Raw genomic sequence first — 14,870 nt, forward strand, 5'->3', positions numbered from 1 at the left:
CGACTGGCGCGGCGCGACTGGGCGAAGAGCGGCTCGGCGGGCGGGGTCGGCAGGCCGCTGCTGAGCGGCCTGCAGTCTGGGCGGGTTGTGACTGGGCCGGTTGTGACGCGGCGGTTCCGGGCTGGTCGCCCCCGGCCGCCCCTGCCTGCTCGGCACCCCCTCAACTTCTGGACTTGCTGGTCCATTTTTCCGGAGGCACCCTGGCCGAGCCAGGCGGGCGCGGCCCGCGCGTGTTTCGGGAACGGAGCGATGACCCCGATGTCTCTTGACCAGTATTACCTGCTCGGCCGGTCCGGATTGCGGGTCAGCAGGCTCGCGCTCGGCACGATGAATTTCGGCGCCGACGGGTTTCACGCCGCCTACGGGAAGTCCGAGGAAGAGGCGCGGCCGATCTTCCGCAAGTACGTCGAGGAGGGCGGCAACTTCGTCGACACCGCTGATTTCTACACCGCGGGCGAGAGCGAGCGGCTGCTCGGCAAGTTCATCGCCGAGACGGGCGGCCGGGATCGGCTCGTGCTGACGTCCAAGTTCACCAACAGCGTCGACCCGGGCGATCCGAACGCGGGCGGCAACGGCCGCAAGCACATGATCCGGTCGGTGGAGGCGTCGCTGCGCCGGCTGGGCACCGATTATCTCGACCTGTTCCTGTTGCACACCTGGGACCGGATCACGCCGGTCGAGGAGGTGCTGCGCACGTTCGACGATCTGGTGCGGGCAGGGAAAATCAGGTACGCCGGACTGTCCGACGTCCCGGCCTGGTACGCGAGCCGCGCACAGACGCTCGCCGACGCACATTCGCTGCCGCCGATGATCAGTCTCCAGCTGCCGTATTCGCTGATCGAGCGGACGATCGAGACCGAGCACGTCCCGGCGGGTCAGGAGCTGGGCCTGGGAATCACCGCGTGGAGCCCGCTCGGCAGCGGGTTTCTGAACGGCAAATACCGCAACTCAGCGACCGGGCTGAGCGGCGAGGGGCGGTTGGCGGACGAGGGTGCTGCTGGGACCTGGAGCACGCAACAGTGGGAACTGCTGAAGACGCTCGAAACAGTCGCCGACGAGCTGAACGTGACGATGGCTCAGGTCGCCATCAACTGGGTGGCGACGCAGCCGGGCATCGCGTCGGCGATCGTCGGGGCGAGCAGCGCGGAACAACTGGACGCGACGATGCACGCGCTCGACTTCACCCTGCCCGCCGACCTGCGCGACGCCCTGGACCGCGCGAGCGAAGTGCCGCCGGCCGGGCCGTACCGGATGTTCACGCCGGACTACCAGTCGTGGCTGATCAACCCCGGCGCGAAGGTGGGCGACAAGCCGGAGGGATATCGGCCGGTGGTGCGCAACTGGGTGCCCGCTGCGCAGCCGTGAACCGCGCGGGATTCCGCGCTCTGTGAAGAATGATTTCCCTCGCCCTTTTCAAGATATAGCGCACCCCGGGGCTTGCCGCAAGCCCCGGGGGATGCCGCAGAATCGCTGCTCGACCATGAACTTCGAGCTGTCGGGGGAAGCGTGCGATTGGTGCGGGCAGGATCAGGAAGCGTGGCGCGTGGAAAGGCTCGCCGCCGAGGATGCGCCCGGCGCGACCGGTTCCATCCGGCCAGCCCGACTCCGCATGGCCCGACGCGTCTGGTGAGCGCAGGGCCCCAAGCCTCCCGCCATGACCCAACTCGCCATCGTGTCGCCATGGCCCAACTCGCCATCGTTAGGCATGCACCAGCCGGAGCCTAGCCGCTGCGGCGGGACGCCCGGCTCGCCTTGGCCGAGGGTGCCTTCCGCGGTCCCGACCCTGGCGCGCCCGAGAGGGCTCGACGTTCCACGGCGCCGCCCGGCCAGCCATCGCAACCAGCCAGACGCCACGCCACCCACGGACTCCCGGCGAGGCAAAGGCCGGAAAAAGGACCAGTCCCACCAGCCACTTGACAACAGGTGGACAATAAAAAATCGACGTGTCTTCACCAAGAAAGAAGAAGTTCGCGCCGAATCTGGGTTCAGAATAACAGCAGCGAGGGGCACGTGTCAACTCAGGGGTACGAAGAAGAACTGCGGTCCGAACAGGACTACGTCGCCGGGCTGTACCGGCGGCTCGACGGCGAGCGCGAGCGGGCCAAGGAGCGCTACACCGCTGCCCTCAAGCGAAACGACGAGACTCCGGGCGAGCGCGACGTCGAGGTGCGCGCGCTCACTCGGGAAACGCGGCGGTTGTCGGTCGCTGACTCCGGGTTGTGTTTCGGGCGGCTCGACACTCTCGAAGGCGACCATTCCTACATCGGCCGGATCGGGCTTTTCGATCAGGACGACGAGTACAAACCCGTCCTTCTCGATTGGCGCGCTCCGGCGTCGAGCGCGTTTTACACCGCTACCGCCGCCACGCCCGAGGACATGCGGCGACGGCGGCAGTTCCACACGCACGGCCGGCAGGTCGCGTCCTTCACCGACGAGGTCTTCGGGCGGCCCGGCAGCGGCGAGGAGAACGACGCCGACGCCGCGCTGCTCGCCGCGGTCAACGCTCCTCGCGGCGAGGGGATGCGGGACATCGTCGCGACTATCCAGGCCGAGCAGGACCGCATCATCCGGCTCGACCATCCTGGCGTCCTGGTCATCGAGGGAGGGCCGGGAACCGGGAAAACCGTCGTGGCGCTCCACCGCGTCGCGTACCTGCTGTACACGCAGCGCGAGCGGATGGAGCGCCACGGCGTCCTCGTCCTCGGGCCGAATCCGTCGTTCCTGAACCACATCGGCCGCGTGCTGCCGTCGCTCGGCGAGTCCGACGTGGTGTTCACCACCCCGGGCGGGCTGCTCCCGGGGCTGCACGCGCGGGCCGAGGACGAGCCGGAAGTCGCGCGGTTCAAGGGATCTCTGCGGATGCTCGACGTCCTCGACGCGGCGGTCAAGGACCGGCAGGAGCTGCCGGAGGAACCCGTCCTGATCGAACTTCGCGACACCACGGTCCGGATCGACGCGGCGGCCGCCGAGTGGGCTCGCGACGAGGCGCGGCAGAGCGGGCGGCCGCACAACGAGGCGCGGGCAGTGTTCGTCGAGATCGTGACGTACGTGCTCACCGAGCGCGCCATGGTCCGCATCGGGCGCGGTTGGCTTACTCGCGACGACAAAGAGGAGTGGGAGGACTTCCGTTCCACGCTCGTCAAAGAACTCCTTGCTGACAAGACATTTGTGAAGGCCATCGACCGCCTCTGGCCGCTCCTGACCCCGGAAAGCCTGCTGGCCACGCTGTATTCCTCCCCCGCCCGGCTCACCGCGGCCGGCGCCAGCCCGGCGCTGCTGCGCGAGCGGGGCGACGCCTGGACGGTGTCGGACGTCCCGCTCCTGGACGAGCTGATCGACCTCCTCGGCAAGGCACCGGACCGGGCGAAGCAGAAGGAGGACAAGGCCGAACGCGAGGCGGAGGCCGAGTACGCGGCCGGCGTGCTGGACATCATGCGCCTCGATCGCGAGGAGATGGACGAGGACATCGGCCTCTCCGCCGAACACCTGCTCTACGACACCGATCTGGCCGAGCGGTTCGTCGAGTACGACACCCGCGACCTCGCCGAACGCGCCGCCGCGGACCGTGACTGGACCTATCGGCACGTCGTGGTCGACGAGGCGCAGGAACTGTCCGAAATGGACTGGCGGGTGCTGATGCGGCGGTGTCCGAGCCGGTCGTTCACCGTGGTCGGCGACCTGGCGCAGCGCCGGTCGGCGGCGGGCGCGACGGACTGGGCCACAATGCTGGATCCGTACGTTCCGGGCCGCTGGGTCTACCGTTCGCTCACCGTCAACTACCGCACCCCGGCGGAAATCATGGCCATCGCGGGCGCGGTGCTGGCCGAGTTCGCGCCGGGGGTCGAACCGCCGGAATCGGTGCGCGCGTGCGGGGTCCGGCCGTGGTCGCGGAAGGTCGCGGACGACGAAATGGCCGCCGCAGTCGAGGAATTCGTCCGGGACGAGGCGGGCCGGGAAGGGACCAGCGTCGTGATCGGGCCGCCGGACGTGCCGGGCGCGGTGGCGGCCTCGGAGACGAAGGGGCTCGAGTACGACGCCGTGCTTCTCGTAGACCCGGACCGGATCCTCGCGGACGGTCCGCGCGGCGCGGCCGAGCTGTACGTCGCGCTCACCCGGGCGACGCAGCGGCTCGGCGTGCTGCACCGCGGCGCGTTGCCGTCGGTGCTGAACGGGCTGGAGGAGCGGGTCTAGCCGTCAGGAGCGCAGTTCGGGAGCGAGGACGCTGCTGCGCTTCAACGCCTTGAGCACCACCCCGGTATGCACCGAATCCGCCTGCCGGGACCATCCGGAGCTGCCGACGAACTCGTGCAACGCGGCGATGTCGGGCAAGGTCACGTCAGCCAGCAGCTGATACTCGCCCGTCATCGCCGCCGCGTACCGCACGTACGGCGAGCCCAGCAGGGCGCGGCCGATGTCGTCGACGTCGTGCGGGCGGCACCGGATCCACAGCAGCGCCTCGACCGGCAGCCCGAGCACGGCCGGCTCCACCACCGCCCGGATGAACACCTTTTCCTCCCGCCGCAACGCTTCCAGCCGGCGGCGGACGGTCGATTCCGAGATCCCGGCGGCGCGGGCCAGCTCCTCGTGGGTCCGCCGGCCGTCCTCGCGCAGCGCGCGGACGATGGCGCGTTCGTCGCTGCTGAAGTCGACGCCGTCCGGCTCCCGGGGCTGCGGAGTCGGCTGCGGCAGCGAGGAGATCGCCTCCGTCTCCGACGGGCTGAGCAGGCCGGGCTGCCATTCGTGGATGGTGCGGTAGTAGCGAGTGACGGTATCGGCCGTCAGATCGAGCAGACCGGGGATCGCCGCCATCTCGTCGAACATGAAGGTCGGCAGCCGGTTGCGGTCGCAGAAGACCTCGGCGACCAGTTCGCCCTGTCCGGTGATGAGGTAGCAGAAGCTCGTCTCCGGCCGTCCCGCGAGCGCGGTGCCCGCGGGACGGCCGAGCCCGGCCCGGCAGCGACCGCGCACCAGCAGCGGTACGCCGTGCGGCGAAACGGCGACAACCGTCACGACGCCGGTGCGCAGCAGGTGCGTCCCGCGGCGGGCGACCGTGCGTTCCGGCGCGTCCAGCACCTCGGCGATCCGCCGCCAGGACACGCGGCCGTCGACTTGCAGCGCGCCGGCGATCCGGCGGTCGAGCGGGTCCAGGCGTGCGGTCATCAGCCAATACTGTGGCTGATTCCGTCATTTGTCGAGCAGCTCTTGTCCGACCCCAGCACCGCGCGCGAAGCTGACGTCTCGAACGGACACCGGGGTCAGGAAGGGAAGCCAGTGAGCGCCGAGGAGATCTGTTACCTGCCCGCCCATGAACTGGCCCGGCGGCTGCGCACCCGCGAGTTGTCCGCCCGCGAGGTGCTGCGGGCCCATCTCGACCGGATCGAGCAGGTCAACCCCCAGATCAACGCGATCGTCACGCTCACCGCCGAGCGTGCGCTGACCGAGGCCGCAGCCGCCGACGAACGTCTCGCGCACGGCGAGGAGGTAGGTCCGCTGCACGGAATTCCGGTGGCGCACAAGGACACGCACGACGTCGCCGGTGTCCGCACGACCTACGGCTCCCCCATTTTCGCCGACCACATCCCGGACAGCGACACCCTCGTCGTCGAGCGGATCCGAAACGCAGGTGCGATCACCCTCGGCAAGACGAACGCGCCGGAGTTCGGGGCCGGGTCGCACACGATGAACCCGGTTTTCGGCGCCACGCGGAACCCCTATCGGCGGGATCTGTCCGCTGGCGGCAGCAGCGGTGGAGCGGCGGCAGCGTTGGCCGCGGGCCTGCAGCCGCTCGCCGAGGGCAGCGACATGGGCGGTTCGCTGCGGAATCCGGCGTCGTTCTGCAACGTCGTGGGCCTGCGTCCGTCGCCGGGACGCGTGCCAACCTGGCCTGCGACGCTGCCGTGGGAAGCCTTGGGCGTGCAGGGGCCGATGGGCCGCACGGTCGCCGACGTCGCGCTCCTCCTCTCCGTGATCGCCGGACACGACGAACGCAACCCGATCGCGCTCGACCAGCCCGCCGCGCCCTTCGCTGGCTCGCTCGACGCCGACCTCACCGGCCTGCGCGTCGCGTGGGTGCCGGATCTGGGCGGTCTGCCGGTCGACCCCGCGGTCACCGCTGTGCTGGAACCGGCGGCGAAGGTGTTCGCCGACCTCGGCTGCCACGTCGAACTCGCCTGTCCGGACCTCACTGCGGCCGACGAGGTGTTCCGCACCCTGCGCGGGTGGCTTTTCCACGCCGGATTCAGCGGTCTGCTCGAAGAACATCCGGACAAGATGAAGCAGACCCTCAAGGACAACATCGCTTTCGGCGCCACGCTTTCCGGTGCCGACATCGCTAGCGCGCAGACGCGGCAGCTGCAGCTCATCACCGGGATGCGGGAGTTCTTCTCCCAGTATGACCTGCTGCTCGCGCCGGTGAGCCAGGTGCCGCCGTTCCCGGTGGAGTGGGAGTACCCGGAAACCGTTGCCGGGCAACCGATGCACGACTATCTGGAGTGGATGCGCTCGGCGTACTCGATCTCGGCGACCGGCTGTCCGGCGCTGTCGGTGCCCGCGGGGTTCACCGGCGACGGACGTCCGGTGGGGCTGCAGATCATCGCGCCGCTGCGGGGCGAGCTGGGGCTGTTGCGGGCCGCGCACGCTTTCGAGCAGGCCACCGGGTACGGGAATCGGCGGCCCGTCTTCTGAGACGCTGGGGTGGCCGGTGCGGGGTTTGCTGTCCGTGAGGGGAACCCTGAGGGACTCTGATTCCCTCAGGGTTCCCCTCACGGACCTGAGGGCACGGTCAGCGGGCGGAGGCCACGCGGCTTAAGTTCCCGGCATTGCCGCCCGCGCGGAACTCGGCCGCGAACTCTGCCGCGCCGAGAAGATCGCTCGCGCGGGCGGTGATCCGGTCCACGTCCTCCCGCTCCGCCGCGGGCAGCGGCGCGCCGACCCCGGCGCGGGTAGCCGCGGCCGCGCCGAGCAATCGCGCGGCTTCGCGAGCCGCACCGGCTAGTGCGTGCGCGCCCGCCAATCCCTCCAGCGCCAGCGCGATCGCTCGCGGATCCCCGGCCCGGTGGGCGATCTCGTAACCTTCCAGTTGCAGGCGCAACGCAGTGTCCGGGTCTCCGCGCAATTCGGCGACGAAACCGAGTTCCGCGAGGATCAACGTGTTCCCCGGTTCGAAATCGACCTGCTTGTTCCATTCGAGCAGCGTCCGCAAATGCTGCTCGGCGAGATCGAGGTCGCCCTCGCGCCGCGCGCCGAGAGCGAGCCCGGTCAGCGCATACATCTCCCCCGGCGTGAAGCCGTGCTCCGCGGCGACCTCGCGAGCCCTGTCATGCAGTCCGCGGGCGGCGGCGTAATCCTTGCGCAGCAACGCTACCCGGCCCAGCCACGACAGTTGGTAGGACGCTTCCGGCCACAACCCCAGTTCCTCAGCGATCCGCAAGCCTTCGCCGTGGATCGCCTCGGCGCGCGCGTAGTTCCCGGCAAGGGAACTGAGTGCGCCCCGCGCGAAAATCGCCTGCAGTTGTCCCCATTTGTCGCCGAGTTCAGCGAACAGCTCCGCGCAGCGATCGGCGTAACGCCATGCCCCGGCGATATCACCTCGCGACAACGCTTGACTGGCTCGGTCGCCACTGGCGGCGGCGATCCCCCACCGGTCGTCGGCGGCTTCGAAGGCGGCGAGAGCATCCAGGGTCAGCGGTTCGGCACCGGGCAGATCGGCCACTGTGGACAGTGCGTAGCCGATGAACCACTTGGCCCGGGCGCTCATCGGCTGCTCGGCCACGGGACGCCAGTCCGGCCGGTCGCCAGCGAGGATGCCTAGCGCGGTGAGCGTCCCCTGGGCTTCCGTACGCAACTCTGGATCGCCGCCGGGCAAGCCGAGTGCGGCACGGAGGGAGCGCGTCGCCTCGGCCATCCGCCCGCGCAGGAATCGGTACCAGGCCAGCCGGTTCGCCAACCGCAACGCGTCGTCGGCGCTCCCCCAACCGGCCAGATTCTCCGCTGCGGCGCGGAGATTCGGCAGGTCCGCGTCGAGTCGTTGCAGCCAGCGCCGTTGCTCGCGGCCGCGGAGACCAGCGTCGGCGACACCGGCGAGCTGGACGTAGTACTCCGCGTGCCGACGTCGAGTCTTTTCGACCTCGCCCGCCTCGCGCAGCCGCTCCAGGCCGTAAACCGCTACCGATTCGAGCAGCCGGTACCGCGCGTTGTTCGCGGGCACAACCAGAGAACGGTCGACAAGCTTCGCCAGCAGACCCAGCACCTCGCCCTCTTCGACGCCGTCGCCTGCGCAGACCGTCTCGGCCGCGTCGAGCGCGCAATCCTCGGTATGCACCGACAATCGTTGCAGAACAAGGCGTTCTGGCGCACTCAGGAGTTCCCAGCTCCAGTCGATCATCGCGCGCAGAGTCTGCTGTCGGGCGGGCACTCCGCGTCGGGTGGTGTCCAGGAGACGGAACCGATCGTCCAGCCGCCGCAGTAATTCCGGCACACCCAACGCGCGCACGCGAGTCGCGGCGAGTTCCAGTGCCAGCGGCAATCCGTCCAGTTTCCGGCAGATCTCCGCGACCGCAACCGCATCGGCACTGTCCACAGTGCACCCGGTGTCGGCGACCCGTGCGGTGAAAAGCTGCGCGGCGCTGTCGTGGTCCAGCGGCGGCACCGGGAATTGCGTTTCCCCGGCCAGCCCGAGCGGCTCCCGGCTGGTGGCGAGGATCCGCAGTCCGGGCGCGGCCGCCAGCAGCCGTCCGGTCACCTCGGCGACCGGCTCGATCAGCTGCTCGCAGTTGTCCAGGACGACCAGAGTCTCCTTGCCGCGCAAGGACTCGGCCAGCCGTTCGGCTGGATCCGCCACGGCGGGCACGGCCGCGTCCCGGATGCCCAGCGTCGCGGCGATCGCCTCCACCACCCATTCGATCGGCGGACACTGGCTCAGCGCGCACTCGTTCCGATCCATCCCGGTCAGCTCCACGAGCCACGCTCCCGCGGCGAAGTCGCCGCCGAGCCGGTGCGCGGTCTCCAGCGCGAGCCGGGTTTTGCCGACGCCGCCGGGTCCGGTGAGCGTCACCAGGCGGGATTCGCTGACGAGCGCGCTGACCGCCTGGATCGCGGCGGTCCGGCCGACCAGTTCGGTGAGCGGCACCGGAAGCTGCGGGACGACGGCGGTCAGCGCCGGGTCCTGTGCCAGGATCGACCGGTGCAGTGCCGTCAGTTCAGGACCGGGATCGAGTCCTAGCTCGTCGGCGAGACGGCGACGCAACTCGTCGTAAGAGGCCAGCGCTTCGCTCTGCCGCCCCGCCGCATACAACGCACGCAACTGGAGAGCGCGCAGCCGTTCGCGCAACGGATGCTGCCGGACGAGGTCGGCGAGTTCCGCGGTGAGCGCGGCATGTTCGCCAAGAGCGAGCCTGGCTTCGGCGAGGTTTTCTTGCGCGACAAGGCGATCCTCCTCGAGCCGTTGGATCACTGGCTGCGCGAAGGTTTCGTCGGCAAACTCGGCGAGCGCCGGACCTCGCCACAACGCCAGCGCTTCGGTGAGCAGTGCGGCCTTCGACTGCGGATCCTCTGCCGTGCTTGCCGCAGCCGTCAACGCACGGAACCGTCCGGCATCGACCGCCTCCGGATCGATCCGCAGGACGTAACCGGGTGCCTGATGGGCGAGCGCGCGGCCCTGCCCCGGTTCGGCGCGCTCCAGCGCACGGCGCAGCTGCGAAACCTTCGTCTGCAGGGTGTTGACCGGGTTGCCGGGCAACTGGTCGCCCCACAGGTCGTCCGCCAGCCGGTCCGCGGACACCGGACGGCCCTCGTGCACGAGAAGGACCGCGAGCAGGGTCCGGACCTTGGCCTCGGGCACCCGGACCGGCTCGCCGTCGTCGCTGCTCACGGCCAAGGGCCCCAGGATCCCGAATCGCACGAATCCACCGTAACCGCATCCGTGCGCGGACCCGCAGCGAACCGTGCGCGGCACTCGGCACCGTGGTCGGCAGATCGACGAACTGGAGGGACGACATGTCCGGGAATGCCACCTCAGTGACGGTGCTGGGCCTCGGGGCGATGGGCAGCGCGCTGGCCGGTGCGCTGCTGGGAACGGGACGGCCGGTGACGGTCTGGAACCGCTCGGCGGACAAGACGAAGCCGCTGGTGACGCGGGGTGCGGTGGCTGCGGAGTCGGCTGCCAAAGCGGTAGCGGCGAGCGAACTGGTGATCGCTTGCCTGCTGGACGACGCGTCGGTGCGCGAGGTGCTCGACACGGCTTCGCTGCCGGGCAAGACGGTGGTGAACCTGACCAACGGCACCCCTCGACAGGCCTGTGAGCTGGCCGAATGGGTCACGGAAAAGGGCGGGAGGTTCCTCGACGGCGGCATCATGGCGGTCCCGCCGATGATCGGGCAGCCGGGCGCGTTCGTGTTCTACAGCGGGCCCAAGGACCTGTTCGACACGCATCGCGCGGTGTTCGACGCGTTCGGCGGCAGCAACTACGTCGGCGAGGACCCGGGGCTCGCCGCGCTGCACGACCTCGCACTGCTGTCGGGGATGTATGGCCAGTTCACCGGCATCTTGCAGGCCTACGCGCTGATCCGCAGCGAAGGGCTGTCGGCGGTCGAGTTCGCGCCGCTGCTGAGCGGATGGCTGACCGCGATGGGCGGCTTCGCCCAAACCGCCGCGAAGGAGGTCGACAGCGGCGACTACACGCAGGACGTCGTGTCGAACCTCGGGATGCAGGCCGCCGCGTTCGAGAACCTGCCCGCCGCGGCCGCTGACCAGGGCGTCAGCTCCGAACTGCTCGCACCGCTGCACCAGCTGCTCCTGCGCCGGGCCGCCGACGGCCACGGCGCGGAAAACCTCACGAGCGTCATCGAACTGCTGAAGAAATAAGGAGAAACCTGTGAATGTGACGTTGCTCGGCCTCGGCCCGATGGGCCAGGCCATGGTGCGCGCCTACCTGGCCGCCGGCCACGAGGTGACGGTGTGGAACCGCACCGCGAGCCGGGCCGACGAGCTGGTGGCCGAGGGCGCGAAGCGGGCGGCGACCGCCGCCGAGGCGCTGGCCGCGAACGAACTGGTCATCCTGAGCCTCACCGATTATCAGGCGATGTACGACATTCTCGCGCCGGCCGAGGACGCGCTCCGGGGCAAGATCGTGGTGAACCTCAGCTCGGACACGCCGGAGCGGACCCGGGTGGCCGCGGAATGGCTGGCCGCGCGCGGCGCGGAGATGATCGCCGGCGGGATCATGGTGCCCGCGCCGGTCGTCGGCACCGAGGGCTCGTTCGTGTTCTACAGCGGCGCACAGCCGACGTTCGACCGGATCGAGCCAGCCCTGCGCGTCATCGGACGGGCGGATTACCGGGGCGCGGACCCGGGCCTGGCGCAGCTGTACTACCAGTCGCTGCTGGACCTGTTCCTCACCACGCTCTCGGCGTTCCTGCACTCCGCCGCGCTCGTCGGCACGGCCGGGGTGCCCGCCGCGACGCTGGTGCCGTACGCGTCGGAACTGCTGACGCTCGTGCAGACGATGCTCGACGAAACCGCGAAGAACGTCGACAGCGGCACCCACCCCGGCGACCAGGCAAACGCCCAGATGATGGGCGCGACGGCCGACCACATCCTCGTCGCCAGCCGGGACGCGGGCATCGACACGGCCCTGCCCGCGGCGGTGAAGGAGCACTACGACCGCGCCATCGCCGCCGGGCACGGGCGCGACAGCTGGACCAGCCTGATCGAGGTGATCCGCGCCAAGGCTTGATCCGCCCGCGGTCTGGGAAGCCGCCGTTCAGCCCGGCCGAAGTCGCGGCCCCGTCCGCCGACGGATCCGCGCCGGTTGCCGGAGGACGCTTCCCAGACCGCGGTCGCGCGCCGCATCCTGGACGCAGAGCCGCGCTGGGGAGGCGCGGACCAGGGGTGATTCCGATGCTGCGGATGATTTTCACGGCCGAAGACCGGTGCCGGGTGCGGCTGGCGAGCGGCGCGCACCCGACGTGGGAGCTGATTCTGAGCATCAACAGTCTCCAGGACCCGCACCTGCCCCTGGAGTACCGCGGCTGGCGAGCGACAGTCCTGACCGGCGCCCGGCGCGCTGCCGCCCGCTGGCGCTGCCTGAAAACCGCCGCCGAGCTGGTCCCGGCCGGGAACTTCCCGGACTTCCTGACGCCCGCGCTGGACGAGACGGACGTCGGCGCCCACTTCGACACCATCCTGTCGCAGCCGAAAGCCGTTCTGCGCGAGGACATCGTCCGCACCTTCGCCCGGCAGCGCCGCGTGCCGCGCTGGGCCCGCACGGTCTACTCCGACGGCAGCACCCGCGATGTCGTGCACGCTCTCCGTCAGTACAGCGACCTGGTCCTCGGGCCGGCGCGGCCGGTCTTGGACCGCCGAGTCGAGACCGACCGCGCCCGGTATGCGGAGCACTTGCTCAGCGGCGGTGTCGAGGCGCTGCTGGCGAATCTGCACCCGTCGATCCGGTGGCGCGATCCAGTTTTGGAGGCGGACTACCCGCGCGATCGCACGGTGGCTCTGGACGGGCGGGGCCTGGTCCTGGTGCCCACCCATTTTTGCTGGGGCGAGCCGGTGACGTTCATCGATGCTGCCCAACAGCCGATGCTGGTCTGCCCGGCGGTCGGCGTTGTGCCGCAGGAACCGGTGGGCACTCGGGAGGATCAGCTGGCCGGGCTCGTGGGCCGCACGCGGGCGCGGTTGCTGTGCGCATTGGCGGCGGACGCGTCCACTACGGCGTTGGCCGCGAGGCTGGGAGTGTCACCGGCGGCGGTGAGCCAGCATACGAAGACGTTGCGGACGGCTGGGTTGATTACGACGACCCGGGAGAGTGCGGGGGTGCATCATTCGCTTACGGCGTTGGGGAAGGCGTTTCTCGGGACCCGGTAGTTCGCATTTCTTGCTGCCGGGGAAATCGCGCCTGCCTGATCTGGTTGCGGCCGTTCTGTTTGGCCTGCAGCAGAGCGCCGTCGGCGGCGGTGAGCAATTGGTCGGCGGTGGCTCCGTTGCCGGGGTAGGACGCGACGCCCATCGAGGTGCTCACGCCGGGCAAGGTGCGGGACTGTCCGTCGGTGGTGGCGGTGAGCGCGATCGGAGTGTGCGCGAGGCGGGAGCGAATCCGTTCCGCGACCGCCAGCACCTGGTCGGATTCGAGGCCGGGCAGCAGGATCGCCAGCTCGTCTCCGCCGTAGCGGGCGACGAGGTCCTGGGAACGGACCTCGGCCTTGACCAGGTCCGCCACGGCGCGGATGACCTGGTCTCCGGCGGGGTGTCCGTAGGTGTCGTTGATGGTTTTGAACTTGTCGACGTCCAGGAACAGCACTCCGAGCCTGGTCTGGCTCAGCTTCGCGCGGTCGAGTGCCGCGGTGACGACGTCGGCCCAGTACGCCGGGGTCGCCAAGCCGGTTTTCTGGTCTGTGCGCGACGCTCGCAGATACTGGGGCAGCAGGAGATCGCGGTGCACGCACAGGACGGCGATCATCGGCGCGGGCAGCGCCCACGGTTCGTGGACCAGCAGAACGGCCATCGTCGCGCCGAGGCCCAGCGCGGAGGCGACCACCAGCTGGTCGCCGGGATGCCCCAGGGCTTGGCGGACGGCCAATTTCCCGTGCGCGGAAAGGCCGATCGCGACGACGACCAACGCGTAGTTGACCAGCCACCAGGTCGCCGCCGCGGCCGCCACGAGCAGCAGCGACAGCAGGTCGTGCGGCAGCCGGGCGCCGGGCGCCACGCCGTCCAGGACGAGCGAGGAGGCGGCCGAGGCGAGCACGAACGTGGCGGCGGAGTAGATCTTCCGGAACAGGATCGTCGGCCCGTAGACGCGATACCAGCAGTACAGGTAGGAAACCGCGGTCAGGGCGATCACCAGCGGCAGCGGCAGCACCAGAAGCGCGGCGAACACCCAGAGGCTTTTGAGGTTGGTGTACGGCGCTTTCTTCGACGCCTGCTCGCGGCGGCGTTCGATCGTGCGGACCGCCTCGAGATGCGCGATCGCGGCGGCGGCGAGGACCGCGAACCACAGCCATTGGGTCCGGGTGATCGAGACGGAAACCGACGACAGCACGGCGAGCACGACCGCGACGAGGTCGACCGCGAGCACCAGGCACAGCGCGGGACGCGGCAGGGACCACAGCCCCCGCGTCGCTCTGCGTCTGCCATCCTCACCAGTCACGCTGGTATCCGCCCCTGTCAACGAAGAGACACCACAGTAATCGCATTGTCACCAGGGGTCGATAGGCCGGCCGGACCATTCCTCCGAGAGAAAGGCGCCACGATGAGCAACGCACACGGCAACGAATGGACCCGTTTCCGCCGCGGCAACGAATGGACCCGCTGCCAGGGCAACGAGTGGACCCGCAGAGGGAACGAGTGGGACCGCTGCGGGAACGAGTGGGACCGCTGATCCGCTAAACGGGTGAGTGAGCATGGCGGGCGCGGTTCCAGGCCGCGCCTGCCGTGCTCACGCCGAGTCTTCCGGCGACTGCGGGGAAAGCCGTCACGATGAGCAACACAAGACGGCAACCAATAGGCCCGCAAACCGTCACACCGGTTCAGGAGCACGACGGGCCCGGTTCCAAGCCGCGCCCGCCGCGAACGCCGTCAGGACACCCAGTCCCCCGGCGACGGCGAGGACCGTGCTCGCGCTCGCTGCGGTCGCCGCTAGGCCGGCCAGGGCGATCCCGGCTCCTTGGCTGGTCGTCAACGCGGTGGCGGCCAAGCCGTAGGCCTGGGCTCGCCGGTGGTCGGGAACCGCCAGCGTGAACGCCGCCGACGCCGGCAGGTGGTAGGCGCTCGCCATTCCCGACAGGCCCCACAGCACAGCCGTCACCGCGAGTCCCGGCTGGCGCGCGCACCCCACCAGCGGGACGCTGGCGGCCATCCCGAGCGGGCCC

At 69.9% G+C, this 14,870-nt stretch carries 10 protein-coding genes and 1 pseudogene; 7 read left to right on the top strand and 4 right to left on the bottom strand.

Features of this window, described 5'->3' with window-relative positions:
- Positions 1 to 249: 249 nt before the first annotated feature.
- Complete coding sequence (locus D0D37_RS42015; RefSeq protein ID WP_244223871.1) at positions 250 to 1,365, top strand: aldo/keto reductase; 1,116 nt, start codon at positions 250 to 252, stop codon at positions 1,363 to 1,365.
- A gap of 645 nt (positions 1,366 to 2,010) precedes the next feature.
- Complete coding sequence (helR, locus tag D0D37_RS42020; protein WP_208720522.1) at positions 2,011 to 4,191, top strand: RNA polymerase recycling motor ATPase HelR; 2,181 nt, start codon at positions 2,011 to 2,013, stop codon at positions 4,189 to 4,191.
- A gap of 3 nt (positions 4,192 to 4,194) precedes the next feature.
- Here the strand turns inward: helR and D0D37_RS42025 are convergent, their stop codons facing one another.
- Positions 4,195 to 5,160, bottom strand: a complete 966-nt coding sequence (locus D0D37_RS42025) for an Lrp/AsnC family transcriptional regulator (RefSeq protein ID WP_116206143.1) — start codon at positions 5,158 to 5,160, stop codon at positions 4,195 to 4,197.
- A 111-nt stretch (positions 5,161 to 5,271) separates the two neighbouring features.
- Between D0D37_RS42025 and D0D37_RS42030 the strand changes: the two genes are divergently transcribed.
- The gene (locus D0D37_RS42030) at positions 5,272 to 6,684 is read left to right on the top strand and encodes an amidase (RefSeq protein WP_116206151.1); all 1,413 of its coding nucleotides are present in this window, start codon (positions 5,272 to 5,274) and stop codon (positions 6,682 to 6,684) included.
- Positions 6,685 to 6,781: 97 nt separating this feature from the next.
- On the opposite strand, the gene D0D37_RS42035 is transcribed toward D0D37_RS42030, so the two are convergent.
- A complete protein-coding gene (locus D0D37_RS42035; RefSeq protein ID WP_116206144.1) occupies positions 6,782 to 9,898 on the bottom strand; it encodes an AfsR/SARP family transcriptional regulator in 3,117 nt (1,038 codons plus the stop codon).
- Between the two features lie 95 nt (positions 9,899 to 9,993).
- Here D0D37_RS42035 and D0D37_RS42040 point away from each other — a divergent pair, with 95 nt between their 5' ends.
- The 3 genes from D0D37_RS42040 to D0D37_RS42050 all read left to right on the top strand — a co-directional run bounded on the left by D0D37_RS42040 (position 9,994) and on the right by D0D37_RS42050 (position 12,867).
- On the top strand, positions 9,994 to 10,860 hold the full coding sequence (locus D0D37_RS42040) for an NAD(P)-dependent oxidoreductase (protein ID WP_116206145.1): 867 nt from the start codon (positions 9,994 to 9,996) through the stop codon (positions 10,858 to 10,860).
- A 40-nt stretch (positions 10,861 to 10,900) separates the two neighbouring features.
- Positions 10,901 to 11,731: an NAD(P)-dependent oxidoreductase gene (locus tag D0D37_RS42045; RefSeq protein ID WP_425267028.1), complete on the top strand. Its 831-nt coding sequence runs from the start codon at positions 10,901 to 10,903 to the stop codon at positions 11,729 to 11,731.
- A gap of 164 nt (positions 11,732 to 11,895) precedes the next feature.
- Positions 11,896 to 12,867 (top strand): ArsR/SmtB family transcription factor, encoded by a 972-nt coding sequence (locus D0D37_RS42050; protein ID WP_162834737.1) that lies wholly within the window; start codon positions 11,896 to 11,898, stop codon positions 12,865 to 12,867.
- Here D0D37_RS42050 and D0D37_RS42055 read toward each other — a convergent pair.
- Positions 12,830 to 14,149, bottom strand: a complete 1,320-nt coding sequence (locus D0D37_RS42055) for a GGDEF domain-containing protein (RefSeq protein ID WP_116206148.1) — start codon at positions 14,147 to 14,149, stop codon at positions 12,830 to 12,832. The two genes, D0D37_RS42050 and D0D37_RS42055, sit on opposite strands and share 38 nt — an antisense overlap.
- Before the next feature lie 102 nt (positions 14,150 to 14,251).
- Here D0D37_RS42055 and D0D37_RS48575 point away from each other — a divergent pair, with 102 nt between their 5' ends.
- Positions 14,252 to 14,380, top strand: coding sequence for a hypothetical protein (locus D0D37_RS48575; RefSeq protein ID WP_279630363.1), 129 nt, complete (start codon positions 14,252 to 14,254; stop codon positions 14,378 to 14,380).
- A 138-nt stretch (positions 14,381 to 14,518) separates the two neighbouring features.
- On the opposite strand, the pseudogene D0D37_RS42060 reads toward D0D37_RS48575, so the two are convergent.
- Positions 14,519 to 14,870, bottom strand: a pseudogene (locus tag D0D37_RS42060) (MFS transporter); the annotation flags it as partial.

Source organism: Amycolatopsis circi (genome assembly GCF_003385235.1).
Classification (GTDB): Bacteria; Actinomycetota; Actinomycetes; order Mycobacteriales; family Pseudonocardiaceae; genus Amycolatopsis; species Amycolatopsis circi.